26 protein-coding genes are annotated in these 26205 nt (G+C 52.9%); 15 read left to right on the top strand and 11 right to left on the bottom strand.

Annotated elements, in window-relative coordinates; translation table 11 throughout:
- Positions 1–153: 153 nt before the first annotated feature.
- The gene (locus MW898_RS20045; RefSeq protein WP_248910087.1) at positions 154–849 is read right to left on the bottom strand and encodes a zinc-ribbon domain-containing protein; all 696 of its coding nucleotides are present in this window, start codon (positions 847–849) and stop codon (positions 154–156) included.
- A 555-nt stretch (positions 850–1404) separates the two neighbouring features.
- Positions 1405–2256 carry a polysaccharide deacetylase family protein gene (locus MW898_RS20040; RefSeq protein WP_248910086.1) on the bottom strand — a complete coding sequence of 284 codons (852 nt, stop codon included), beginning with the start codon at positions 2254–2256 and terminating at the stop codon, positions 1405–1407.
- A gap of 283 nt (positions 2257–2539) precedes the next feature.
- Between MW898_RS20040 and MW898_RS20035 the strand changes: the two genes are divergently transcribed.
- The 8 genes from MW898_RS20035 to MW898_RS20000 all read left to right on the top strand — a co-directional run bounded on the left by MW898_RS20035 (position 2540) and on the right by MW898_RS20000 (position 10396).
- Positions 2540–3220, top strand: coding sequence for a helix-turn-helix domain-containing protein (locus MW898_RS20035; RefSeq protein ID WP_248910085.1), 681 nt, complete (start codon positions 2540–2542; stop codon positions 3218–3220).
- A 102-nt stretch (positions 3221–3322) separates the two neighbouring features.
- A complete protein-coding gene (locus tag MW898_RS20030) occupies positions 3323–4255 on the top strand; it encodes an ABC transporter substrate-binding protein (RefSeq protein ID WP_248910084.1) in 933 nt (310 codons plus the stop codon).
- Between the two features lie 3 nt (positions 4256–4258).
- Positions 4259–4909 carry an ABC transporter permease gene (locus MW898_RS20025; RefSeq protein WP_248910083.1) on the top strand — a complete coding sequence of 217 codons (651 nt, stop codon included), beginning with the start codon at positions 4259–4261 and terminating at the stop codon, positions 4907–4909.
- Positions 4910–4911: 2 nt separating this feature from the next.
- The gene (locus MW898_RS20020) at positions 4912–5883 is read left to right on the top strand and encodes an ABC transporter ATP-binding protein (protein ID WP_264556503.1); all 972 of its coding nucleotides are present in this window, start codon (positions 4912–4914) and stop codon (positions 5881–5883) included.
- A 106-nt stretch (positions 5884–5989) separates the two neighbouring features.
- Positions 5990–6589: an ABC transporter permease gene (locus tag MW898_RS20015; protein WP_248910081.1), complete on the top strand. Its 600-nt coding sequence runs from the start codon at positions 5990–5992 to the stop codon at positions 6587–6589.
- 37 nt (positions 6590–6626) lie between these two features.
- A complete protein-coding gene (locus MW898_RS20010; RefSeq protein ID WP_248910080.1) occupies positions 6627–8117 on the top strand; it encodes an HAL/PAL/TAL family ammonia-lyase in 1491 nt (496 codons plus the stop codon).
- 351 nt (positions 8118–8468) lie between these two features.
- Complete coding sequence (locus tag MW898_RS20005; protein WP_248910079.1) at positions 8469–9872, top strand: sulfatase; 1404 nt, start codon at positions 8469–8471, stop codon at positions 9870–9872.
- A 308-nt stretch (positions 9873–10180) separates the two neighbouring features.
- Entirely contained in the window at positions 10181–10396 is a 216-nt protein-coding gene (locus tag MW898_RS20000) for a hypothetical protein (RefSeq protein WP_248910078.1), read from the top strand.
- Between the two features lie 196 nt (positions 10397–10592).
- Here the strand turns inward: MW898_RS20000 and MW898_RS19995 are convergent, their stop codons facing one another.
- Both MW898_RS19995 and MW898_RS19990 read right to left on the bottom strand, forming a co-directional pair.
- A complete protein-coding gene (locus MW898_RS19995) occupies positions 10593–11666 on the bottom strand; it encodes a DegT/DnrJ/EryC1/StrS family aminotransferase (protein ID WP_248910077.1) in 1074 nt (357 codons plus the stop codon).
- A 365-nt stretch (positions 11667–12031) separates the two neighbouring features.
- Complete coding sequence (locus MW898_RS19990; protein ID WP_248910076.1) at positions 12032–12247, bottom strand: hypothetical protein; 216 nt, start codon at positions 12245–12247, stop codon at positions 12032–12034.
- A gap of 260 nt (positions 12248–12507) precedes the next feature.
- Between MW898_RS19990 and MW898_RS19985 the strand changes: the two genes are divergently transcribed.
- From MW898_RS19985 to MW898_RS19975, 3 genes are all read left to right on the top strand, one after another.
- On the top strand, positions 12508–13008 hold the full coding sequence (locus MW898_RS19985; RefSeq protein ID WP_248910075.1) for a polysaccharide deacetylase family protein: 501 nt from the start codon (positions 12508–12510) through the stop codon (positions 13006–13008).
- Positions 13009–13540: 532 nt separating this feature from the next.
- On the top strand, positions 13541–14743 hold the full coding sequence (locus MW898_RS19980; protein ID WP_248910074.1) for an outer membrane protein assembly factor BamB family protein: 1203 nt from the start codon (positions 13541–13543) through the stop codon (positions 14741–14743).
- Positions 14740–15171, top strand: coding sequence for a hypothetical protein (locus MW898_RS19975; protein ID WP_248910073.1), 432 nt, complete (start codon positions 14740–14742; stop codon positions 15169–15171). Before MW898_RS19980 ends, MW898_RS19975 begins: the two co-directional genes overlap by 4 nt.
- A 67-nt stretch (positions 15172–15238) precedes the next feature.
- Here MW898_RS19975 and MW898_RS19970 read toward each other — a convergent pair whose 3' ends face one another.
- Genes MW898_RS19970 through MW898_RS19960 form a run of 3 tightly spaced genes read right to left on the bottom strand, consistent with a single transcriptional unit; the run spans position 15239 to position 17447 of the window.
- A complete protein-coding gene (locus MW898_RS19970) occupies positions 15239–15721 on the bottom strand; it encodes a DUF7979 domain-containing protein (protein ID WP_248910072.1) in 483 nt (160 codons plus the stop codon).
- Positions 15718–16497: an ABC transporter permease subunit gene (locus MW898_RS19965; protein WP_248910071.1), complete on the bottom strand. Its 780-nt coding sequence runs from the start codon at positions 16495–16497 to the stop codon at positions 15718–15720. Before MW898_RS19965 ends, MW898_RS19970 begins: the two co-directional genes overlap by 4 nt.
- Entirely contained in the window at positions 16494–17447 is a 954-nt protein-coding gene (locus MW898_RS19960) for an ABC transporter ATP-binding protein (RefSeq protein WP_248910229.1), read from the bottom strand. The genes MW898_RS19965 and MW898_RS19960 overlap by 4 nt, the downstream gene beginning before the upstream one ends.
- Before the next feature lie 381 nt (positions 17448–17828).
- Here MW898_RS19960 and MW898_RS19955 point away from each other — a divergent pair, with 381 nt between their 5' ends.
- Positions 17829–19079 (top strand): DolP-mannose mannosyltransferase, encoded by a 1251-nt coding sequence (locus tag MW898_RS19955; protein WP_248910070.1) that lies wholly within the window; start codon positions 17829–17831, stop codon positions 19077–19079.
- A 446-nt stretch (positions 19080–19525) separates the two neighbouring features.
- Here the strand turns inward: MW898_RS19955 and MW898_RS19950 are convergent, their stop codons facing one another.
- Complete coding sequence (locus MW898_RS19950) at positions 19526–20230, bottom strand: hypothetical protein (protein WP_248910069.1); 705 nt, start codon at positions 20228–20230, stop codon at positions 19526–19528.
- 213 nt (positions 20231–20443) lie between these two features.
- Positions 20444–20647: a hypothetical protein gene (locus tag MW898_RS19945; protein ID WP_248910068.1), complete on the bottom strand. Its 204-nt coding sequence runs from the start codon at positions 20645–20647 to the stop codon at positions 20444–20446.
- A gap of 269 nt (positions 20648–20916) precedes the next feature.
- On the opposite strand from MW898_RS19945, the gene MW898_RS19940 reads away from it, so the two are divergent.
- Together MW898_RS19940 and MW898_RS19935 are read left to right on the top strand one after the other, a co-directional pair.
- Positions 20917–22116 carry an outer membrane protein assembly factor BamB family protein gene (locus tag MW898_RS19940; protein ID WP_248910067.1) on the top strand — a complete coding sequence of 400 codons (1200 nt, stop codon included), beginning with the start codon at positions 20917–20919 and terminating at the stop codon, positions 22114–22116.
- Positions 22113–22685, top strand: coding sequence for a hypothetical protein (locus MW898_RS19935; RefSeq protein ID WP_248910066.1), 573 nt, complete (start codon positions 22113–22115; stop codon positions 22683–22685). Before MW898_RS19940 ends, MW898_RS19935 begins: the two co-directional genes overlap by 4 nt.
- Positions 22686–22815: 130 nt before the next feature.
- On the opposite strand, the gene MW898_RS19930 is transcribed toward MW898_RS19935, so the two are convergent.
- Both MW898_RS19930 and MW898_RS19925 read right to left on the bottom strand, forming a co-directional pair.
- Positions 22816–23226, bottom strand: a complete 411-nt coding sequence (locus tag MW898_RS19930) for a bleomycin resistance protein (RefSeq protein ID WP_248910065.1) — start codon at positions 23224–23226, stop codon at positions 22816–22818.
- A gap of 552 nt (positions 23227–23778) precedes the next feature.
- A complete protein-coding gene (locus MW898_RS19925) occupies positions 23779–24435 on the bottom strand; it encodes a helix-turn-helix domain-containing protein (RefSeq protein WP_248910064.1) in 657 nt (218 codons plus the stop codon).
- Between the two features lie 81 nt (positions 24436–24516).
- On the opposite strand from MW898_RS19925, the gene MW898_RS19920 reads away from it, so the two are divergent.
- On the top strand, positions 24517–25890 hold the full coding sequence (locus MW898_RS19920; RefSeq protein ID WP_248910063.1) for a cytochrome P450: 1374 nt from the start codon (positions 24517–24519) through the stop codon (positions 25888–25890).
- The last annotated feature ends 315 nt before the right edge of the window (positions 25891–26205 follow it).

Raw genomic sequence — 26205 nt, 5'->3', positions numbered from 1 at the left:
TCGACAAGGGTATTGAGCACGGAGTGAACAGTTCCTAGATCGAGAGTGACTCAGAGTAGGAGACGCACTGCACTCTTTGAATCTACAGAACACCGGACGGTATCTAGTCTGTCTCAGACAGTGTAAATGTGGCTTGAAATAGTACAACGCATATTAGGACTGGAATTCGGATACTTCCGAAGTTGTATCAGAGATACTATCTTTCCTCGTTTTCACACGAATTGGGTCTCCACAGGCCGGACAGGTCGTGTCACTGGGAGAAATTTGAGTGTTACAGCTCATGCAGAAACAGACTCCATCTCTCACGTGGACCCTGTACGTCGTCTCTGTCGCTTCCGTAGCAGACTCGTCAAGATCGATTCCACGCAGTTGAAAGATTTCACGAACCTCTCGGATGTCATCGGATGTCCTGAGTGAAACTTTCGTTTCGTTTTTATTTCTTCTGAGCATTGAAAAGAGATCTGAGTCACGCTCGTGGGTAATCGTGAGTTTCCCTTCCTCCTCATTCAGTGTGACACACTCAATGACCGATAACGGAATCGTGGTTCCTTTGATATGATTCGACCAGATCATGTACGTAAACAGTGCGAAAGACATGAGATATGGCACTGACTCTAACCCCAATCCGGTTACGGGAAGCTGTCGTAGGTAGTCGATAAGACCAAACAGCGATACGAGGAAGCCACCGACTCCAAATACAATTGTGCTGCGTTCCCATCCATCTCCATTCCATAAGCGATGCCACTGCCCTGCGAGGAAGTGCTCTGGTGTTGACTGAATCCTGATGGCATCTCCTCGAACTGTCACGACTCCTCTTGCCGTCTGGAAGCGCCACGTTCTCCCGCTCATTTATACAGCATATTGTTTCACAAATACATAATTGGTCCTGTCGTATAATAATTCACTCTGTCTCCATCCTGTGAAGCATAGTTATTGAATACTGGTGTTTAATAGATACTACATCTATCATTTAGATTGAGATCTCTCGTACTACCCTGAATAATCATTACTGTGCCACAGTCAACGGCACTACGTTCTTATCTAAATACTTATTAAAACTATGAGATTTTCCATATATGGAAAGATGACAAATTTTATGCTTGGAAGTATGACACATTGTTTCGACCAGCAAACGTGAGCCAAGAGCGGTCATCTTCGAGACAGTCAATCTTACTAATATACATGGGACGTTAGGTAACATAACTGACTTCAACACCGTCGGTTTCCCAGTGATTAAATCTATCTGAGATCTCTTTTTGTCTTTATCATTCGTTAGCGTCTCAATCTGTCTGACTAACGATCGGAATACTACTGGTAGTACTCATCTCTCCGGATTGGGTCTGAACTTCAGGATACGGTTCTAGCGACGTTTGCTGACACATCCATTGACCGAGGCTTCGAGATTCAGGATGTCTTGGGATTCGCCTTGCGAAAGTCGGTTGCAACGTCATCCATCGTCTTGAACGTCGCTTCGGGCTTCGATTGAACGTGCTGAAGAAACGCTTCGAGCCGCATCAGACGATGTGCCTGACCAATGACTTGCGGGTGCAGCGTCAGCACGAACACACCATTTTCGACGTGCTCGTACATCCAGTCGAACTGGTCGTACCACTTCTGGAAGATGGCGTCTTCTGGAACGTACCCCATTCGATGGGGTCTCGACCACGTGTACGTAAAGGGAGGAAAATCGTCACGCTCCCAAGACACAGGCAGTTCGATCAGGTCAGTCGGTTCCCCACGCTGATATGGTCCATCTTCGGGGGCTGCCCACCCTCCATAGAGGTAATGAGGTCGAAAATCCGCTGCCATGACACTCGAATCCCATTCAAAACCCAACTCTTGGAGGATGTCAAGTGTATGCTCGGAGAAATCCCATGCTGGTGATGCGTATCCAGTCGGTTTCTCACCAGTGAGACCACGAATAGATTCAATGCCCCATTCGATATCGTGGTATTCTGCTTCCTTGCTCTCGAACGTTGATGGTCCCTGGTGAGACCAACCGTGATGTTGCACGCCATGCCCGTGGGAATGTACCTCCTCACAGATCTCTGGAAAGCTCTCGATTGTGTGACCGGGAATACACCACGTCGAGGGAATATCGTACTGATCGAGAAGGTCAAGCAATCGGGGAGCTCCGACATCTGCACCGTACACACCACGTGAGTGTCTCGTTGGCATGTCCCATGAATCGAACGACCAGAGCCATGTTGAGACTGCGTCAAAATGAATCGAGAGACTCACTGTCGCATTTGCCATAGTGTATCATATGACATCGGTACCAATAGAGGTTGACAAAAGTGGTCTGATTAATACATTCTTCTTTGACATCCTTCGTGCCCTGAAACGCGAGGATTTTTCGTTTCTTATGTTTTCGTTCGCGAGTTCGAGTATTGTATGGCGGTAGTGTCTCGTCAGCTTCCCCCTGAAGGCTGTCCGTGAACACCATCGTGGGAAAACACGAATCGTACAAGACCTGATGATTCTGGAAGTCTCACGAAAACCACCAGCGATTTATACAGGTACGTTTCGTATCAGAGTCATGTTTGGTGTGAGAATCCGAGTACGACTGCCTGACGATTGGACGTCGGAACTCGGCCAATACGACATTTGGGGGGACGTCTACACGGCGACACTACACGACCGACGGTACACAGCGCTCTATCGATTCCACGGACCGAATATTGACAAGGCCGTCGCCCTTGCGAAGTCAGCCGACTACTTCGAGTCTGTAGAGGTAGTCGATCGGGGTCCCACCACATCGACGGAGCACGCGATGGTGCTGGCGTTCGCACAGTTCCCCGAGCCGACTCCGTATACCATCATGCTGGAGAACGACTACATGCCTCTTGATCCGACGATTCTCCGGAATGGATACGAGTTCTTCGATCTGTTTGTCCAGAGTAGGGAGCGACTCGTTGATCTCATTGACCGACTCGAAGCGGTGGGGTCGGTGGGTATTGAGCGCGTGGTGAACGATATCGAGACGGTGTTCAACCCTAGTCCAGTCACGTGGGGTGCACTAGAGGAACTCTTGACAGACCGCCAGCGCGAGGTAATCACGGTAGCGGACGATCTAGGATACTTCGACGTGCCACGGGAAGCGACGCTGTCGGATGTGGCTGCGGTGGTTGGTATTGAGAAGAGTACAGCTGGCGAGCATCTTCGACGGGGGGTCGGTCATATCGCGGAAATTCTAGCGGAGCGTGAATCGCCGTCATGACGATTATTCACCCGATGATTACAGTGACATCCGAGAAACTACTTAAAGACCCCTATATGTACGATATAATTGTTAGGCTGAATGAATGGGTTATGATACCTCATGGCAGACGGGACGACACGACGAACGGCACTGAAAATGGCAGGCGGATCCCTAGTGGGACTGAGCACCGCCTTTTCTGGCTGTCTCGGTCTCATCAACGGCGGCAAGACGTTTGTCGTCTCCTCGAAAAATTTCACTGAACAGTTCGTTCTCAGCAATATAAGTATGGCTCTCCTCGAGCACGCTGGTCATGAGGTTACGGACAAGACTGGTCTTGGGGGATCACCAGCGAACTTCAAGGCTCTACGGAACGATGAGTCTGATCTCTACTGGGAGTACACAGGCACCGCATGGGCGAACGTCCTCGACAAAGACACTGATATTAGTAATCCAAAGAAACTTTACAACAAAGTTGACTCCGCGTACAACGAAACGTACAACATCGACTGGCTAGAGTACACCCCGTTCAACAACACGTACGTCATTGTCGGCAACCCCGCGTGGGTTGAACAGAATGGTTTACAGACGCTTGAAGACCTCGCCAAATTCGTCAACGAGGGGAATACCAACTTCAAGGTCGCAATGAATCAGGAGATGAACCAGCGCGACGACGCTTGGGGTGGCCTACCCAACGCGTACGGCTTTGGCAACAAGAAATCGAAAATCGACGTCGTCCAGATGAAGATCGGTCTCGTCTATAAGGCTATCAAACAGGGCAAGGCTCAGCTTGGTTTTGGCTTTGCGACTAACCCGAAAATCCGGCAGTTCGGCCTGCCCATTCTCAAAGATACCAAACCGTTCTTCAATATCTACAATCCAGCCCCGAATGTGCCGACTGACAAGCTGACGACAGACATTAAAGAAACACTCAATGAGCCTACGAAGGATCTCACGACCGAGACTCAGCAGAAGTTGAATGCGAAGGTAACCATTGAGGGCAAGGATCCGAAGTCCGTCGCTGAAGACTTCCTCAAGAATAACGGATATATCTGATACATGTTTACAGGGACAGATATCGTCACTTGGATGCTTGCGAATCGTGACATTCTAATCGAACAGGCCATTCAGCATCTGAACATAGCGCTGACCGGTCTCTTCGTTGGCGTCATCCTCTGGGGAACTGCAGGTGTCCTCATTCACCGCTACGACCGCTTTTCGGATGTGACGTTGGGTGTGTTCGGAGTTATTCTCACTATTCCGAGCCTAGCGTTGCTCTCAATGCTCATTCCACTGGTCGGTATCGGTATCCCCGCAGCAGTGACGGCACTTGTGCTATACTCGGCACTCCCCGTCGCCCGCAACGTCTACGTCGGTCTGGGGAATGTCGACGAATCGAGTGTCGAGGTCGGACGTGGCCTGGGTATGACCGACCGTCAGATACTGCTTCGCGTGCGATTTCCTCAGGCGATGTCAGTCATCATGGCCGGCATCCGGCAGGCGGCCGTTCTCCTCGTCGCTATCACGACGATCACGGCGTTCTTTGGCGCGCCCGGACTCGGACAGAGCATTTTCCGTGGCATCAGTCTCGGAAACACAGAACAGATCATGGGAGGTGCCATCGCCATCTCGGCCATCGCGATTCTCGTCGATGCCAGTCTATACGGCGTCCAGCGACTCCTTCCTGGCAATGAGATGAGCAACACATGAACATGATAGAGTTTGACGACGTGACAAAAGTGTACAGCGACGGAACGACCGCGGTCGACGGAATTAGCTTCAAGGTAGCCCCAGGAGAAACACTCACTCTCGTCGGGCCGTCCGGATGCGGGAAGACCACGACGATGAAGATGATAAATACCCTCATCCGGACCAGCGAAGGAACCATCTCTGTCGACGGGGTGTCGGTCAACGAGCGAGACACCATCGACCTCCGGAGGTCCATCGGCTACGTTATTCAGGAAATTGGCCTGTTCGATCACATGACCGTGGGTAAAAACATTGGCCTTGTTCCGGATCTTCTCGGGTGGGACGATGACCGCATCGACAACCGTGTAGTGGAGCTGCTGGAACTCATCGAGCTACCTCCTGAGACGAAAAACCAATACCCAAACGAGCTCTCGGGCGGCCAGCGCCAGCGGGTTGGCGTCGCTCGAGCACTGGCAGCAAATCCGCAGGTGATGCTCATGGATGAGCCGTTTGGTGCCCTCGATCCACTCACACGCGAGAACCTTCAGGATGAATTTCTCGACATTCAGGACGACCTGAACGTTACTATCGTTTTTGTCACACATGACATCGACGAAGCGCTGAAGATGGGTGATACGGTGGCTGTGATGCGCGACGGCAGCATCGTTCAGTGTGACACTCCAACGGCCATACTCTCAGACCCTGCGGACGACTTCGTTGCAGACTTCGTTGGTGAGGACCAGAAGTTGAAGCATCTCGCGACGGTTACCGTTGAAGCGGTAATGGATGACGACGTACCGCCACACGATTCACCAACGGTCACTCCTTCCTCGACTCTCAAGGACGTTGCGAGGATTCTTCTCGGATCTGATTATGACGTTCTCCCTGTCGTCGAAGACGGCGAACCCGTTGGCTCCGTCACCAGAACACACGTACAAACTATCGTCGGTGATGACAGCACACTATCTGGGATAGAGGTGAGCAATAGTGCCTGAATCGGTTATCCTCGCCGGAGTCGGATCGTATGACGAGTCGGTGATTCGAGCCCTGCAATACATCGCTTCCCACAGTGAATTATTTTTATCGCTGTTGCAGACACACGTGACCATCGTATGTCTAGGTGTCGGGGCGGCCATCCTTGTAGCGGTACCTCTCGGAATCGTGGTTACGCGCCACGACAGGCTTGGTTGGCTGGTCATAAACACGGGTGCCGTCGCTCAGACACTTCCACCGCTCGCGGTCATCGCCATTTCGTTTTCGTTCCTTGGTCTCGGCCGATATCCAGTGATACTGGCACTGTTCTTCTACGCACTGTTGCCAATCCTGAAGAATACCGTTGCCGGTATACGGGCTGTCGATAACTCGAAGATAGAAGCTGGCCGCGGAATGGGGATGACGGAGTTTGAGCGTCTCAGACGGATCGAAATTCCACTCGCTCTTCCTGTTATCTTTGCGGGCATCCGGACCTCCACCGTCATGTCCGTTGGAGTGGCATACCTCGGTGCCTTCATCGGTGCTGGCGGTCTGGGCGATTGGGTTATTCTCGGACAACAGCAACTGGATACCCATATCACAATGGCTGGCGCGATACCGGGTGCCGTCCTAGTCATCGTCCTCGATCAACTGTTCAGCGTCCTGGAAGGAATAGTCACCCCCGCGACATCGAGTTCGGGCGAAACAACCGAGATCACGACGGCTTGACGGCCATCGTTCTGCGATAATCGATTACACTACATACATGATAGAACTCAACGGTTCCCTCTCGATAGAAGATGTTGTCACAGTCGCATGCGAGAGCGAACGGATCGCTCTCGCGTCGAACGCTGCCGCGAAGATGCGCGAGACCCGCGACGTAGTGGCGTCCATTGTCGAGACGAACGAACAGCAAGTCTACGGCCTCAACACGGGGTTCGGAAAACTCCAAGATGTTGCTATTTCCAAGGATAACCTGAAAGCCCTTCAGGAGAATATTGTCCGGAGCCACGCGGCCGCCGTCGGGGATCCCGCTCCGGTACCGGTGGTCCGGGCAGCGATGCTCAGTCGCGCGAACACGCTTTCTGCTGGGCGATCTGGCGTTCGGCCTGCCCTCGTCGAGCAGTTCGTTGCCCTCCTCAACGCCGACATTCATCCACTGGTTCCTCTCGGCGGCAGTACCGACGACCTCGGTGCCAACGCCCACTTTGCCCGAGCACTCCTCGGTGAGGGTCGTGTTGAGTATCAGGGAAAGGAGGTTGATGCCGCAGACGCGTTGGCTGATGCTGGCATCGAACCGCTCTCGCTTGCACCAAAGGAGGGACTCTCAACGCTCAGTGGCACGCCCGTGATGACTGGCCTGCTGGTTATCGCTCTCAACGACGTCCAGACGCTCTTAACGGCAGCCGATACTGTTGCTGCACTTACGTTCAGTCTCATTGGGAACTGTCCCGAAACATTCGAAAAGCGCGTTCTAGCTGACCGACCACAACAAGGCCATCAGACGGCCGCTCGAAACATCCGGTGCTTACTCTCGGACAATGTTGGCATCGAACGAATGGAGCAAGATCCCCTGTCACTCCGTCTCGTTCCGCAGATTCACGGTACGACGCGTATGCAGACTGAACACGTTCGTGACGTTGTGGAGACAGAACTTGAGAGCGTCACCGATAATCCACTCGTATACCCCGACGGGAGCCTCGTCTCTTGCGGGAATTTCAATGGCCAGCCCCTCGCCGAGAGTGCCGACCAACTCTCACGCAGCCTCACAAAACTCACCGAAGCGAGCGAGCAGCGCACCCACAAGCTACTCCACGACGACGCTGTCCCCGCACCGTTCCTCGCGGACAATCCCGGTATCGAATCCGGGTTAATGATTGCTCACTACACAGCCACTGGACTCGTCACGGAGTCACGTCTTGTTGACAGCGCGAGCGATCACTCTGTCGTCGTTTCTGGCGGCCAAGAGGATGTCCACAGTATGGGAACTATCTCCGCCCGGAACCTCCACAATGCTGTTGAGCGTGTAAGTCTCGTGTTCGCCATCGAACTCTTGGTGGCCGTTCAGTTCGCGTCACTTGATGATGACCCACCGCTGAGCGACGAACTCACGGAAATCGTTGATGCCGTTTCCGAGACGGTGACTCTCCCTGATGGCGATGTTCACCTCCATGACAAGACCGAGACGCTTGCTGGATTACTCCGTGAAGGTTTCGTTGATGACATCGTTGGCGACGCAGAAACGGCGAGGTGCTGAGCATAGAGAGTCATGTATCGGTCATCATGACTGGACGATATTTATCAGTGTAGCGGCTCCCGAACCGGGTAGCCACTGGATGAGCTATCTCACGGGTAACCAAACGTTGGCTTTGATCACTGGAGATACATACGATATGATGGCTTGACCTTCTTATCAATAGAAACGAATTCCTAACTAATTTTCGGACCCATCGACATCCTATTCAGAGATAAATAGAGGGTGGTGTCCATATTCACACGATACTCACGACGAGTGTGGTGACGTAGAGACGACAGAGACCCGATTTCACCGTACAACTGACATTCGCAAGCAGAGGTATCTTTGAGAGAACTATACTAAATAGATACAATGAACATAATCTGGATCACAATTGAGAGTACTCGGGCGGATCACACGTCACTCTACGGCTACGAACGAGACACGACGCCGAATCTTAGGCGAATTGCTAACTCAGATGGTGGTCGATCGTTTTCAAACTGCATCAGTCACGGGATATGGACGCGTTCGTCGATCGCATCGATTCTCACTGGGACATGGCCCTCTCGCCATCGAGCGGGAATGGATAGCGAACGAATACCTGCCGAACTGAAGACTGTTCCTGAACTGCTGCGTGAGAGTGGGTATCATACTGCTGCGATCTCTCCGAATGCTAATCTGAGTTCTGCAACCGATCTTGATCGCGGATTCGACGATTTCGTGTGGATCGATAAGTCGACTCTCCTCAAGAATATCAACAAAAGTACCATTCTTAAAAATATCATTAACATCAGGAACCACGGAGGTGGAATGACACGAGACACGAGGCGGCACAATACGGGATACATGATGGGGGATATGGCCAAGCGACGGCTCCGATCGTTTGCGAATTCGAGTGAACCGTTCTTTCTGTACCTGCATTTTGGCGACCCACACCACCCGTATTACCCCCCACTTCCATTACTGAAACAAGAAGCCAAACGTCTTGGTCTCTCGACAAAAGACGCTGGAGATCTTGCACTGCATCATCATTCTCATCTCGATGAACTCATCGCACAGGGGTGTCCGTACACGGAAGACGAGTGGAGAATGCTGACAGGATTGTACGACAGAGTCATTGAATACACTGACAGCCTCGTCGGTGAACTTTTCGACTACGCCTCTACGTTAGATCTTGACAACACGATTTTCGTCATCACAGCAGACCACGGTGAGTCGTTCGGAGAGCAGGGTCTTCTCGGTCACAAAATTGGTGTGCATGATGGACTTATCCATGTCCCCCTTGTTGTGCACGGTTCGGACGAGATGCTGGGTTATGATGGCGAGATGGTACAGCATATCGACGTCATGCAGACGCTCCTTTCGTCAATTGGTTCTGATACCAGCCAGTTTCAGGGTATCAATCTTGATAACGAAGTACGAACTCACACAATCACACAGCGCGGCGCAGGTCGATGTCAACAGATTCTCGACACCTATCAGGAGTTAAATCCCGATTTCGATGTCTCACGGTACCACCGTGGGACGCTTACTGCAATTCGAACGTCCGAATTCAAATACCTGAAAAGTGAAACTGATTCTGAACTCTTTCGGTTACCGGACGAGAACACGGATGTAGTGTCACAGTATGATGGTGTCACCCAACGACTTGACGATACACTGACTCGGTGGTGTGAACGCGACGGGAAACCAATCGCTGCATCCGAATCGGCTGACGGAGCGTTCACAGAAGCGATGCGAAAGCAACTTACTGATCTCGGATACCGTGTTGAGTAAATATGTCGTTGGGAGCCTGTTCACGTGATCTGTTCTTGCATTCGAGTGAGCTGGCATAGCTCTGGTTGTAATTAAAACTCGATCTACACACCTAGTGAGTGTTTAACGGACGCCATCCATTACAACGTTAGCGACGTAATACATATCTATACGGTGCATCAGTATCCAATCAATTAGTCTTCATTTCAATTACAGACATGGGATTGAATCCACTCGCCGAACCACGAGGTTGTTACTGTGGATATCTTCATCGATGTTTCACGTCGATATGACGATAGTGTTTTATTGTGCCCAAGTAATTTATTCACATGTCGAGGTATACTGGTACCTCAGCACTCATTGAGGCGCTACGTGACTGGCGTCGCAATGTCAGTACCCTCGTTTTCGTGGTCGTGGTTCTTGCGGGTGCAACTTTCATTGGGTCGAGGGAAGCGTACTACGCCGCATCGCTGATAATCTTCGCAACTTGGATGATTTGGTTTATTGTAACTGGCATTGAGTGGATAAAGCGTGCTGATTTCTAAATACGACTCTCTGTCATGCAACGAATCGACTGACTGCAGTGGCCAATCCGTATAGCCATGATTGTTAGTATATCCACACTACTCAGGTCTGTTACGCGCTCGCGGATGAGATATTTCAACCGACACTTCTGCAGTTCTCGATCGATCCACTCCACTGCAAATGGTATAATGAAGAATACACTGAAACGCAGGCTTGTCACGGTGAATGTTCATTGACTGTGTCCACGATGTGAGAAATTTCTTCAGAAGAGAGCTGGGGATGGACGGGTAATGACAGTACGCGCGTCGAAAGCCGATCAGCCATTGGAAGGTGGACATCATACTCCGAGAAGGCGGGTTGGTGGTGAATTGGCGTCTCATAGTACGCTTTCGAGGCGATACCGTGCTCGGCAAGCGCCCTCCGAAGTGTATTGCGTGCATCCGACTGGATCGTGTACTGATGGTAGACATGCCGACAGGGTGCTGGTTCAATTGGTGGGACGATGTGGTCATGGAGACTTTCTGTGAGGCGTCGAGCGTTGTGTCGTCGAGTCTCGTTGTACTTCGGTAGCTTTTCCAGTTGGATGCGTCCAATCGCAGCAGTGATCTCCGACATGCAGAAGTTGTGACCGAGGCCATCGTATCCTTCATCAGTGGCTCCGTGCTCGATGAACGAGCGGGCACGCTCAGCGACGTTAGTACGATCAGTGACAACCATCCCTCCTTCGCCCGTCACCATATTCTTCGAAGGGAAGAACGAGAAACAGGCGGCATCCCCAAATGATCCGACTGGCGTTCCTTCGTAGGTTGCGCCATGCGCTTGCGCAGCGTCCTCGATAATGAGGAATTCATACTCCTCAGCGAGCTCAGTAAGGTGAGCCATATCGCATGGAAGGCCGAACAGATGGACAACGAGAACTGCATCGATCTGCTCGCCGTCGCGGAGTTGGGCCTCAAACTCTTGAAGATCGAGATTGTACGTCTCCTCTCGAATATCGACGAACGTTGGCTCAGCGCCACACCACCTGATGGCGTTCACACTGGCAATGAACGAAAACGGGGTGGTTGCGATGCGGTCGCCACGACCGAGGCCAAGGGCTTCACACGCTGTATGAAGCGCACTTGTACCGTTCGTCGTCGCAACACCGTGAGGGGTGTCACAGAACTGCGCGAACTCGGATTCGAACGCGTCGACTTCCGATCCACGTGTGAGTTGCGGACCACGATCGATGACGGCTGCAACGCGCTGTTTTTCTTTCTCGCCGAGATCAGGTTGAGACAGGGAAATCATTGGTTCCAGATCTTTTTAATTTCTTCATATACATCAATATACGGTGAATAAGAAAGGTCTGTTTCAGCGTCTAGTACATTGGTACGACGGAGGAATTTGACTCTCTGTGCAATCACGATAAAATGGGTGAACGATGCCCGGTGAACCAGTCCGAGCATCGAAATCGATTGTGTGCTGCTGATGATGGAATAAAACCATCTATTTGGTTGTTCTAATCCTGTGAATGAACAACCGAACGAATATGCTCGCCGAATTACTATAAGCTTTATCGCCAATAGACAGATAGTATACACATCTGCTATCGTGGTGAGTGAGGATACGCTCTGGACTCGCGGATGAAACAAGTAGCGAGGCCCTTTCCACATCTACGGAACGACGAAGAAGTAAATGGCATCTAAGTTATCTGTCTTGTCGTGGTAGAGAATTTCAGGTGCCCAGTGTGTATCGTGGCCCGTAGCGATATCGAGGTCGAGAGTGCCACGGTAGAGAAAGCGACCGCTGTCGGTTGCAGTAGCGACGCTGATCTCCAAGCTGTGAATCCACGCTTTCCCCGACACGTCGAACACCGAATCGCGGAACAACGATGCCGATGCGTCCTCAGTTTCGTTCGAGGTGCTCCGGGCGCCAATGAATTACACTCCATCCCAGTTAGTGTGGTCCGACGGTGAAAACGTTCTGTTCGGCGGTAATGATCAGAATATGTTGAATTTCTGAAACATGGGGGGAGATCCGTCCGTTCCTGTGACATTCACTGCCGGAATCTGTGGAGCCGTTGGTTGGGGATCGATCAATTGGTCACTCCGTGGCTGTCACTCCTGACGTGATCAATGGAGAAGATCGGATGACGGAAGAGCACATGCGTGAGATGGGCAAAGCAGGCTGGGATATGATGGGCCATGCGGGCCCGATACTTCCGAAGATGAATGAACAGGAGCAGCGCCGAATTCTCCAGAAAGTAAAACAGTATCTCAATTTAAAGGGCCATGAAAAGGGTGCGCGCCACTTCGTCGCCCCGAGGAGCCGTGTGAGTTCGACGACGCTCTCACTGATCGACGAGATCTACGAGACTGGCTTTCTGTTCGGCGGTTGTCCCAACAATGCACAACACCCGAGCAACCCGAACTTTATCGCTCGGGTGCAAGGGCCGTCCGTCCGGGATGTTCGACGGATACTCGATGTCGCCGAGCAGACCAACCAGCTGGTCGTCATCTCCTATCACAGAATCGAGCATGGGGAGAATAACGTCCCGATGAGTGAATTCAGAAAGGTCGTCGATCACGTCAAGGAGAAGGATATGGACGTTATCACCCCTTCCCAGTTCATCGATGGAAAGAGCTCGTGATCCAAGATGGATGTGATTCTCAGAAACCAACCGCCACTGTGTTGCTTGCGGCCTGAGCGCTGACACCCGCACGACTCTCGCCGTGGGATCTCTCCGAGAGTGTGAGTCGCTTCGATCTCCCGGTTCTGAATCTCAGTACGGGAGTCCCTGCCTGCACGTGCAATCCTGACTGTGAATAGTGTTGCCCTGTTGCTCTACAATGGACAGTTGCCTGATGGCATCACCCTTTCATGGTCAATGAGCACCAGAGAGACCTACTCCCGTGGCTGGTAGTGAGGTACCCTCTTCGGTGCTGGATGATACTCTCTGTACGGGATTCCGCATCGGGATCTCGCTCACGTGACTGTCCTACCTTTTCTCATTGTTTCTAGTTCCACCTGCTGGTTCATCTGACTCAAGCGTGTTTCTCCAGATGCTCGCTGCTATCCCTTGACTACGGACCGTCATTCCGATTTGTACTGTGTCGACAGCAACGTTCTTTACGAACATATAAATGTACGAACATCTCACGTCGTAACAAGACAATAGTGTAATGTCTCGAAACAGGTCCCCAGTCACCCGTCGGCAAGCACTTGCAGTCGGCATCGGTGCAACGATCGGGGGTGTCATGCTTCCTCGACGATGGTTCGAAAGCGCTCCCAAACACACCACACAGATCGATCCCGGATCGTGGCCGATGGAGCGGTATGACCCAGCACGAACAGGCTACGCACCAGGTACGGATGGACCGATACAGACACCGGATATCTCGTGGCAAGCTACGGTCGCAGACGAAGATGAGTATTTGTCTCAACTTGTCTGTTCGAAAGAGACAGTCTATGCCGCAACTGAGCACACGCTGACCGCAGTTGCTGTTGCAACGGGGAAGCGACGCTGGCAAACAGAGCACTTCGGAACGATCCTCGACTACGATAAGCCACTCGTTATTCGGGCTGGTCCTAGCCTCGGTGATGGGCAGTTGCTCCTTGGTTCCGACCAGGATCTGTATGCTGTCGATCAGACTGATGGGAGTGCACAATGGAAATACGAATTGAGGAGTAACAACAAATCGATACTTCGTGTTGGCCGTACTGTGTACGCCGTTTCAGGTGTCGGCAATGATGGCAGTCTTACGGCGATCGACATCCACTCTGGTCTCAAACGGTGGGAAACAGAGCCGAGACAAGCGATTCATCCGTACGCCTACGCCCAAGAGCACGTCGTTGGGGAGGTTATTGACCACACCCAGTCGATCGGTGCTGTCGATGTTTCCACCGGGATGAGAGTGTGGGAACGAGCCATTGGGATCAGTAATTACTACTATCAGCCTAGCTTGTGTATCACGAATGAGACAATTTATTGTGGAGCTGGGCCGCTGTATGCGCTGAATCTTACGGATGGGAGCACCCGCTGGACGTACCCACTCGGGACCGGTGAGACCGCACTCAATCCGGTATCCGATGGATCAGCAGTCTATCTCGTGTCCGACGACAGCGTCCGTGCGCTCGATGCAGAAAGCGGCGAGTTGCGGTGGCGTGTCGATCTTCCCGGCATTGAGAGCATACCGACACTCACCGATGGAACGCTCTACGTTGCTCTCGAAGACGGTCTGGCCGCGCTCGACAGCACAACAGGAAACGAACGGTTCCGGGTGACAGTCCCCGACTCAGGGACAGTGAGTACCTCACCGATCGTTGCCGGTGACGCCGTCTATCTCGCGTTCGACCAGACACTCTACGCTCTGACAGCCCAATGAGTGTGCTCAACCGCCTGCGGAACGAATTCAGTGGCTTCGGCCGAGTCGTCGTCCTCTGGATCGCGTTGGATCTTTCGCTGGGTAACGGCGTTGCGATGGTCCTCGATGTCGCCCTCACGAATCAGCCAGTAAGCGAGAGTAGTATGCTTGTTGCAGTTGGTGCGACCTACATTGTGCAGTGGTGGTATCCCGACGTTCGATTACGAACCGTCTGGGCGTTTGCCATCACAACGATGTTTACATACTTCGGGCTGTCACTTTTCGATCCAGCAGTGATAGCTGGTCAGACGGGAGGGACGATCTACTACACCGTGAAAGCTAGTCTCTTCGGGATCGCAGCACTGTCATTGGGCTGTGTCGTCGCGTGGACCAATTGGCGGGAGGTTCTTACAACGTGCACAGGCTTATTTTTGTTCCGCGAACGGTGATTGCGATCAGATCGTTTGTCAGTGACGGCGTGAGTGCGTTGCTAGGGCGTGTACTGACTACAGATTGTCAGTCCTCGGCAGTGAGGACGAAGTACCCGGCCAGCGTCCCGAGCCCAATGGCGCCAAGGAGCGGTCCTAATCGGAGCATGAACGCCTTGAAGGACGGTGACGGTATGAACCGGTGAAGGTTTACATGGTAGTATTGCCCGTTTTTGTGAACGTATATCACGTTCGTTTCTGTCTTAAATCCTTGAGAAAAGTTTGTGGTCCACGACTTGGGAGCCTCGTCAAATCGGACCATAGTGTCGCTGCTCCAGCCTCTCTTGTCTGCCTTATCAAATAACTGCTGGCCGGAGTTTGAGAGATTCTGGTAGTCAATCGTTGTCTCATTCCGTATCCCTTCTTCTTTTTCCTCTTCTGATGAAAAATTCACTTTATCTGCGGAAATCTCTATATGGGGGCCGTAATCCGGTACCGGAGAGACGAGTGGACCAGCAAATAGCGGCACAGCGATGAGTACCGCAATGACGGCGAGATAGCGACGGTTCATGCCAGATCACTCCGTTCGAACAGCACACACGCAAGGCTGAGTGAGACGAGTAGCCACCCAGCCACAATTACACCGCCAAACCATGGTTCCAGATAAAACGGTGCTGCGTTGCCCATTTCTAGCGTATTTGCATCGATGTAGAAGTATTTCGGATTGAGCCGCGTGAGGAGGTGAAACCAATTTGGAACCGCTGCATTGGCAGGAAGCATGAGCGACTGAACAATACTGAGGACTGTCTCCCACACGAATGCAAAGACGACCGCAAGCACGATCGCGCCCCATGTCGCCACCGTCGCAGAGCGGTTAGCTGCTGAAAACGCGATTGCTAGTGCGACGAACACTGCGCCAGGGACCAGTAATTTTCCGATCAGGACAGCATACGCCGTCGCTGACGGTGAATCAGCCAACACGGCGTAGTGAGCGCCCACCACGGCGAATCCGACGATCACGGTGACGACGACGACCGCGACTCGTCCGATGAATTTCCCAAGGATCACGTCTCGACGAGTGTGTGGCATCCCAAGTAGGAACTTCAGGCTTCCAGATTCACGCTCTCCGACGATCGATTTGTAACCCAAGAGAGTTCCAATAACAGCGACGACGCTGGCCGATGACTGATATAGATCAGACACAGTGGTAGTCGTCATCGGTGACATTGTGAACTTGAAGTAGGTAAAGAAGGCCAGAAATGCTGTAAATGCTCCTACAACAGCCACCAGGGTGAGTGACCGGATCGCATCCAGAAAGTCCTTTTTGGCGACGAGCAGGATACTCATTGGGTGAGCACCTTGTTGTTCTGATCGTGACTAGATGCACCACCGGTCTCGTTGTCCGTGTACGCGAGAAACAGCTCTTCGAGTGAGGTCTTTGCGAGATCGAAATCTTCAACCCTCGCACCCGCTGTTTCCAGTTTTCGGAGAACAGTCATTTTCGCATCATCGACACACTGTACTGTTACCGTTGTGTCAGTCGCGCTTACTTCAGAGACATCGGCCAGTGCGCGGACTGCTGTGAGCGCTGCGTCTGGTAGCTGCTCAACCTCGACTGTGAGAATCGTCTCGGCCTCAATGGCAGTACGGAGCCCGTCGATGGTGTCCTCTGCGACGAGGGTCCCCGCTTGAAGAATGCCAACCTCATCACAGACGGCCTCGACCTGCCCGAGAATATGACTCGAAAAGAAGACCGTCGCACCACGGTCGGCCTCTTCACGAACGATTTCGCGCATCTCGTGTGCACCTTCTGGGTCGAGTCCAGTCGATGGCTCGTCGAGAATCAACAGATCGGGCTGGCCGACGAGGGCGGTGCCCAACATGAGCCGTTGGGTCATTCCTTTCGAGTATCCGCCCGCCCGTCGGTCGATTGCTTCACTGATCCCCACGCGTTCGGCGATCGCATCGGGATCGTCGCTCGCCTCGTTCGAATCGACGACGAACTGGAGGTGTTGGCGACCGGTTAGCCGGTCGTAGACGTCGAACCCTTCCGGAAGCACGCCCGTTCGCTGACGGACAGCCAGCGACTCTGTCTGAGCATCATGACCGAGGACAGAGACGCGCCCGTCGGTTGGTCGAATATAATCTAGTAAACAGTTAATCACGGTCGACTTTCCAGCACCATTTGGACCGAGAAAGCCGAACACGGTTCCGCTTTCGACGACCAGATCCAAGTCGTCTACAGCGGTCACGTCACCGTATTGTTTTGTCAATCCTGTCGCTTCGATGGCAGCCATTGCATGTCGATCCTCACCCACATCTGTAATAAATATGGTGAATGCGATATCGGAAGCGGAGGATCTGCTCCTGATTCTATGGTTTTGGTACTAAGCAAGCCAATTGAGCCTTTGTTATCAGTCGCCGCGAGTACGCGATCCGGATTTAAGAGGGCGACCACTAGTCGATGAATCACCGATCCGCGAAGATCGCCCTTCCATATCTTGTCGTCGCCGTAGATAATATAAGAATCTAATAATATGTGAGTAGATATCATTGTCACAAAGCGGCAGAATCGCTGAGACAAAGTGGACAACTATCAACAATCTCGTACAGATGATTGTAATATTAATTTCCATCTGGCCAAAAAGTATTTATCAAATCTCTGTCAACCGGGGCGTATGTCGTATCAATCTTGGCGTCTGAATGAACTCTTCAAGCGCCTTCACACGCATTGGTGGCTGTCTGCCGTCGCTGTCTTTGCGGCACTCCAGCTCAGTATCTACTTTCCACTCCGTCAGACGCGACGAATGCTTCCCGATGCGGCTGTGTTTTTGCTTGGAGGCGATCTTCTTGCCGCCGGATACGCGCCGTACCTCCGACTGTGGGATGTCAAACCACCGATGATATACAATACAACTGCTCTATTCGCGCTTATTGCTCCAGGTGATCCATGGACGCAGTTCTATCTTGGTTCTGCTCTAACGACTATCGCAGCGGTCGTCATCGTCTTGCTTGCGGCTAGCCTCACATATCGGCTGACAGCCCGCCCGTTCGCTGCGTTCGTGACTGCTGTACTGATCATCGGGTTCCATAATTTCGTCCAGCTTCCAAGTGTCGGAATTTTTCCAAAATATTTCACGATCTCTTTCGGACTGGCAAGCGTTTGGTGCAGTCTCGACGATCGGCCAGCATTGGCGAGTGCATTTGCCACGATCGCAGCGGGGTACTGGCAGTGGGGTCTTATTTTCGTGATGCTTGTCTACGGACGAGCGTGGCGGCAGGATCGGCTTGCACACTGGCGACCGATGGTGTTCGCCTCACTGTGTGTTACGATCATCGCGGTCATGCCGATCGTCCTGTTGGGCGGTGGCGTTCCAATGATCGTTGAGGTCATTATCGACGTGTTCCGGCTCGGCGACCACGGACAGACATTGGTCGATCGGATTCAGAAATTTATCCGATTTACCGGCTTTCTCTGGCCGCTACTCGTTGCTGGTGTCGTTGGCGCAGTTGAAACGGCCTATCGTGAACGAGCACATTACTGGCTGGCTGCTGGTGCGCTGTGGCCCGTCTGGCAAATCGGCTTCGTTGATTTCGATAGTTTGGCCGATCTCTATCTACTGCTGGTTTTCGCAGCGATCGGTCTCGGCGTTGCGGTTGGGACGCTTCGTCTTGAGCGCCATCAACAGATCATTGTCGTCTGTCTCGTACTCGCCTTCGCTGGCGGCCAGTTGTATGATATGAGGCAGGTGTTGGACACACCGGATGACAATTCTGTCAGCCCTGACGCGAACAGCAGTCGTGGTGCCTTCATTGACCAACGCATACCGCCTGAGTCCTGTTCGATCAGTATGGGTGAAAAAATGAGTCAGCTATACAGTGACCGACCAGATTCTCGTTATTGTGGAACACAAGTTCCCGTTGGTTAATTACCGCTAGTGGAGTTTCAATCCTCGCTGGATATCGCTGGCGAGGGTTAGTGTGTACTCTCGTGATCTTGAATTGTAACCATCGTCTATTCTACTAATATTTTCTGAATGGTACATCACCTGCGCGCGATGCTCGAGTGAGGAAGGATCTGTCTCTGTCGTGGGAAGCATCAGCCAGGTACTCCTTTTAAATCTTTGTCCTGGTTCGTGTTGGCTGTGGAAAGACGAGCGGCAGGGAAACAGATCAGAGTCGAGATGTCTGATCGAATAATATTGTTTCAGATCAACCAATAGTGAGACAATCAAATCGAGTAGTGAATGCCAGTGATTCGACTATATACTCCGGTTTCACGATTGTATTGAAACGTAGAACCCTCTCTGATCCTCTCTGGTAGACGAGGAACGTTGCTTACAAGTGGACCGCTTTGGTACGTTTGCTCTTCCTGTCAGTCTGACTCCCCGAGTGCTTCAATTCCGGCCCGGAGTTGCACCCTGCCCTTCCTCATCAGGGCAGTCGGGAAGCGCCGTCTTGCACCGTTGAGCGCGTCTGTGAGTGCTGTCCCAGCATTCTCGAAGATCCCGTCACCGTGTCCTACGAGGATGCGCTCTGGATGAGTATCGACGAGCAGATTCCGAGGCGGAAACAGCCGACAGAGAAGATAGATGCCGAGTCGTTCCGCTCCTACGGTATAGATAGGGGCGGTTCCGAGCGTTTCTGGGACATAGAGCGTCCGATCCGATTCGCGGTACGCGAGAGCTTCCGACCACCCGGGAAACGGCGCAAAACGCTTGATTCCAAACCCCGAATTGCCGAGCGACCATGCACAGCGCTCGACTGGAGCGGTGATACGTTCAGCGGCTCGGTCCAGCCATCGTGGAACGTGAACGGACACACCATGTCGTTCAGCGATGACGCTCGCATCTCGGGCGTGATAGTCAGAGAGCACCGCGACACCTGCAACCTCACCACGTTCTGCAAGGAGATCGTCTATCCCCGGTGCATCGAGTGGATCGAGGACCCACACACCATCCTTTCCACAGACTGCATGGCTTGCTCTCTGTCCCCTCTCGTCAGGATGAGCGATCCAGCCGACACCATCTTCAAATCGATCAATTGTTTGACATTCAGTTGCATCAGTCCGCGCGTACATAGATCCAACCGAGAACTGTTCGGAGCATAAATGATTTCGATCGAACTCTCGTTTCACTGGGGGTTCTCACAATCCTAAGGATGCGAGCGTGCGTAGAATACGTATGGGCTCTCCGTCTATTGGCCGAGCACAGCGGGGCTGTCGTACGTTGCGTGCTACTCTATCGATGTGATATCGAGGACTTGAATACAGAACCCGTACTGTCTGTGATTGTTAGTCTTCTACATAGAATTCGATACGTCGACACTCTGGACAGACGTATGAAACTGGTGTGAGTTTCTCTTTCTCTCCCAGTAAACCGAGGATACCACCCTTTGACTCATCAGTGACGAGAGATATCCGACGGTTCTGTGCATCCTGTAGGTACGTCTGTTCTAATTCTACCTCACACTCGTCGCACTGCTGTTTTTGTTTCATATATTGACTCTGTATGCGAACAGTATAGCTACTCACGCTTATTAATGGCGTCAGTTGAACGCCATAGGAGATACTATCGTGAAAGATGGTGGATGTTGGCGGTGCAACGTTCGACGTTGTGTCGTAGCACTGCTAGCAGAAATGGAACGGGAATTCGTGCTGCATAGATCTTTTCCATGCGATTCAGGTGATGTGGTGGCCGCAAATAATCACAATTACAGTTCAGAGATGCGAACGACTAAGCTGACACACTCTGAGAAATTACAATCATGACTGTCCTCCGTTTGAACCGCCGTGCAGTGCTCGCCAGTGCTGGATCAGTACTCGGGTTTGGGAGTCTCGCCCAATTGAGTACATCAACATCACCACCAGTCGAGGGTTCGTGGTCGTTCGGTCGAGGTGACCCGCAGAATACCGCGTACACGACCGATAGCGGGCCAACAAAATCTGTGACTGTCTCGTGGAGATACAACAAACATCTCAGCTCCATGAAGGCCCCCGTTATCGCGGATGGAACGGTCTATCTCGGATTTCACGACGAGACAGTCGAATTCGTTGCACTTGACGCAGCAACTGGCGAGGAACAGTGGCGCACTAAACTCGGTGACGAGTCCGACGTTGGCGTCCCAGATGCAGCTGCCGCCATCGTGGGTGACGTGGTTCTCGCTCCGTTCGGCAATCGCCTGATCGCGTTCGATCGCAGGAACGGTGACATTCGGTGGGAACGGCAATTTGACGAGGAGGTCAATGCTCCCACCGTCGTCGACGGCGTCGCCTATTTCGTAATTAGAGGCGATGGTGTCCTCATCGCACTCGACAGCGAAACAGGTGATACGACATTAGAACAGTCGGTCGGAGAGTGGGCCAAGGGTGCAGTTGCTGTCTCTGAGGACCGAGTATTTGCAGTTGCTACGACTGACAATGAGACGAGTGCGGTCGTCGCCCTCGATACGAGGACTGGCGAGAGACTGTGGCAGTATACGAACCCACACCCAATCACCGGTACGCCGGCCGTTGCGAAGGAAACTGTCTACGTCAGCGATGCTCGCGGCGTCCACGCGATTGCGAGTGACGATGGGTCCCGTCGCTGGCGATTTGAGGGCCACCCGATCAAAGAGCGCGAATGGAGCAACTTTAGTGTCGATGGATCGGCCCCTGCGGTTGCCAACGGGACGGTTTACACTGGTGCAGCTGACGAACGGGTCTACGCACTTGACGCCGACTCCGGCGAGAAACGCTGGGAGTTCTGGACGTGGAACAATGTAACTGGTGACCCCGTTGTTACGGACGAAACGGTCTATATCGGTAGTGAAGATTCGTACATCTATGCTCTCGACGTTGAAACCGGGACACGGCATTGGGAGTTCGATACCGCGGGGCGCATCAGAGGAACCGGTGGAGCAGTTGTTGATGGTCGGCTGTATATTTCGACATTTTCTGATGGACTCTATGTCTTGGAGGAAGCATGAATCGCCGTTCGTTCGTTGGTTTGCTTGCAGGAAGTCTCACCGCCATGGCGGGCTGTCTCGGTAGGTCCGGTGTGACTGGGTCGAACGTCGAGCACATCGAACCACGTCGGAACCGCGAGCAACGCCCGACCATTGTCGCGTTCGACGAAGCTGCAAGTGCTGTTCATATCACTGGCCACATGGTCTACGGATCAAGTAGCTGTGACAAGGTCGGGATTTCCTCAACGACGTACGATGCGGAGGCGAACTCCCTCCGTATCGTCATGGAGTCACAATCCAAGAATCCGATTCCTTTCCTCCCGACCGTCTGTACCGCGAATGTAGCCGGAACGTGGTACCGTGCGACTGTCCAATTCGCGGACGAGTTGCCACAGAAGGTGACCGTCGTCGAACAACGTGGCTCCAATGAGAAAAGAGTGGTCAACCGTCACGAGCAACAGCAGTTGTGCACGACCAATCATCCTCCTGACTCTCCTGACGCGAAGGAGGCACACTGGACGTGTCCCGAACAGTACGTTGCGAACTCAGTGAGGGAGTGCGGTGGTTTACCTGAATCGACGAGGGGTTGAGCACAGACTACACTGTAACACCCGTTTGCTAGCCTCACAGGGTGTCATGGAATAGTTCACACGATAGTACGCTTCTCAGCTCTTGGGTGCTTTGCGTCAATCGCGTATAGTCCCCGTCTGGTATATCTGCTCAACGCGTGCCTATATGTTCCATAAACCGGAGGAGATACCCGTCCGGGTCTTGGATTAGAAATTGTCGATTACCGCTTTCACCTTCGTCTACCTGATACCACTCCTCCTGTATTCCTTTGAACAGTTGATAGCCATCATTCTTGAGACGGTTTGCATATGGATCGATAGCATCCACTGTAATCTGAAAATTCACTCCTCTTCCGTATGGGTGGTTTATCTCACTAGTCACCCACCATTCACTCCCCGTCCGTTCCTCGATCATGAGCTGGGCCCCTTCGACGGAAAGATAGGCGAACAGTGGATCCTCACGGGTATACTCTGCGGTGAAATCAAGTGTTTCAACATAAAACGAGAAACTCTTCTGGTAATCTGTAACAAGTAGTTCTGGTGTGAGAGGTGCCCATTCCATGGTGGTACAGATGCAACGACGATTGACAAAAATCCATCGATTACTGGAACCGTATCGGATAAACGATTGTCATAGATTTATTGTCATTGTTTGGTGATCGTGCTTCCCGGACTGTCTCTGCATTCGTTGATAGTGATTGCGACGAACAGTCATAGATCGAACGTAAGGAAGTACTGCCCAAGTAACACAGGCATACCATCTACGGCGAATTATTATCCATTACGACCCTACAGTTGTAACGAGACAGCAGTTTGGAAGCATTCTACTGTTGAAAAATGTTGATACCACGTCGACCCCCGGAATGGGCATTCGGTACCACGCAGGCAGCTATCGAGAACGCATATCGTGACTGATAGCGGATCAGGTCGGGGCAGGTCGGGTCTGCCTCGTAGGCCTCGTTCGTGACCTTGGTTGTGGATATCAAGCGACGACTTGTCGGCCTGAAAGCTGTTCCAGTCACCAACGTGCATAGCGACGCGAAAATTTATCTATCGATTCTATGGCGTCAGGTGACCTATGATTTTCAACAGCAAAGCGGATGGGAGTAAGCTGTCACCCAAACATGCGCTCGATTAACTGTCTCTCGGCTTTTTGGAGATGATTCGAGGCGGTGCTTGGCGCACACCCCAGTGCTTCTGCGACTTCTGCGACGCTGCCTTCGCGTGGCACCTCGTAGTACCCGACATCGCGCGCCACAGCCAGCGCCTCGCGCTGGCGCTCGGTGAGGGTCGCGGCGAACGTCCCGGGGCGGGCATCGTACTCGCCGACCTCACGGACCTCCGCAGTAATCCCTTCGGGGAGGTTGTCAAGCACGGCTTCCAGCGCTGTGGGTTCGCCCACGGCATCGAACACTAGCATCCCATTCGAGCGATAATCCAACGGCGGAATCACCATCAACGACGGCTGTTCGAATGCCGAACGGAAGCGCCGGAATCGATCGGTGTCACGCTCGCGGAGGTAGGCATAGAACGCCCCCTCGTGGACGGGCGTGAGGTCGTAGCCCTCGTTGGTCTCGACGGCTTCGAGTGCGTTTTCATACTGGTCGCGTTCGCCAACAACGTAAAACAGCGCGTACGTGACGTCTTTCTCAGCGGTAAGATTCCAGGCCACGAGCAATTCACGGTCGATGGCGTCGCTCTCGGTCATGAACTGATGCATCGGGTGCTGTGCTACCGGTGCGTACCGGAGCATGAGACGGAGGTACTTCATGTTGAGTCGTTGTCGCCTCACCCATAAAGACGCTAGTGAATGCGACCGAACGCAGATGTCGTGCCAGATTCAAATCCCGATATGGCGACGGAGACCGACCCGACGACTGACGAAGTGAGCATCGAATCCACGAGATCCGAACGCGAGCCGCCGGGACCAGACGGACTTCCCGTGATTGGCAACACGTTCGCGCTCGCAAGCGATGTCTTCGGCTTCTACGAGCGACTGGCGCACGAGTACGAGGACGACGTGGCTCACTACCGCGTCGCGGGCGACACTGGATACTTGCTCACCCACCCTGATCACGTCGAGCAGGTGCTAGTGACCGATGCGCCGCGGTTCGTCAAAGGCGAGATGCAACAACGCCAGATTGGCTCGGCGTTCGGGGAAGGGATGTTGCTCGCTGAGAACGACGACTGGCGCGATCAGCGAACCACCGCTCAACCTGCTTTCTACCGCGAGCGTATCGAGACGTACGCGCCGGTCGCGGTTTCTCACGCCGAAGCCATGGCGGCAGACTGGAACGATGGTGAGACTATCGAGATCCACGATGCGATGACTGAACTCACGCTCTCAGTGCTTGCCTGGTCGCTGTTCGGAATCGATGTTCGGGGGCGACAGTCCGCTGTTCGGGCAGCAGCCACCGCGACGCGAGATCGATTCGATACGTCTCGGCTTGGTGCGTATCTCCCCGAGTGGATCCCGACACCGGTAAACCGGCAGTACAAGCACTCGCTCTCTTCGCTTCGAGAGTTTATCGAGGAACTCATCGATGAGCGTCGTGCGGCCGATGAGCTCGGTGAGGACCTTCTCTCCTTGCTCGTCGCGGCGACCGACACCGGAGGAATGGACGACAATACCCTCCGGGACAACATGGCAACTTTCCTCTTTGCGGGCCACGAAACGACCGCGCTTGCGCTCACGTACACGTGGTTCCTTCTCGGTCACCATCCTGATGTTCAGGAGCGACTCCATGCCGAACTCGACGAAGTACTTGGTGATGCCCCGCCGACGGCAGCTGATCTCCCCGAACTAGACTACACCGAACAGGTTGTCAAGGAAGCGATGCGTCTCTACCCACCGGTCTGGACGACGTTCCGTGAGCCGATCGAAGACATCGAAATCGGCGGCTACACCATCCCAGAAGGGACGGTCGTGTCGCTCCCGCAGTGGATTATTCACCGCGATGAGCGGTGGTACGACGCGCCACTCGAATTTCGACCTGAACGCTGGGTGGATGGTGATGACCGTCCGGAATACGCCTACTACCCCTTTGGTGGCGGTCCGCGCCACTGTATCGGGATGCGCTTCGCTCGGATGGAAGCTCAGCTCGTTGTCGCGACTCTCGCACGTGAGTTTGCAGTTGAATCGATAACCGACGCATCGCTTGCTCTGACCGCGAGCGCGAATACTCTGCCGGCCGAGCCGGTCAAACTACGCTTATCCCGTCGGTAGTGCTGCTCGGATTGCAGATACGGATGATCACGACTATCGGAAACTGCTAGAACGCAGCCTTGTGCTCTGATACGTCGATTTTTCATTTGTGCTTCGCGATGGATTCGGTGCCCTTGACGGCGCTTGTATTCGATCAGTTCGGCGATATCGTCCTCCATCGCTTCGAGCGTGCGGATGTTCTGTTTTGGAATCCTATCCATCAGATATTTCGGGAGTAGATCTGGCACAATGGGAGGGTTTTGTTCTGTCATCCCTCTCTATCCCTTATCCAACAACTACCTTCAATGGTACCTGATTGTTGTACAAGGTTCGACG

The sequence above is a fragment of the Halocatena marina genome (genome assembly GCF_023276375.1).
Classification (GTDB): domain Archaea; phylum Halobacteriota; class Halobacteria; order Halobacteriales; family Haloarculaceae; genus Halocatena; species Halocatena marina.
Note: the sequence above shows the minus strand (reverse complement) of the source record. Positions and strands in the feature narration are given on the sequence as shown.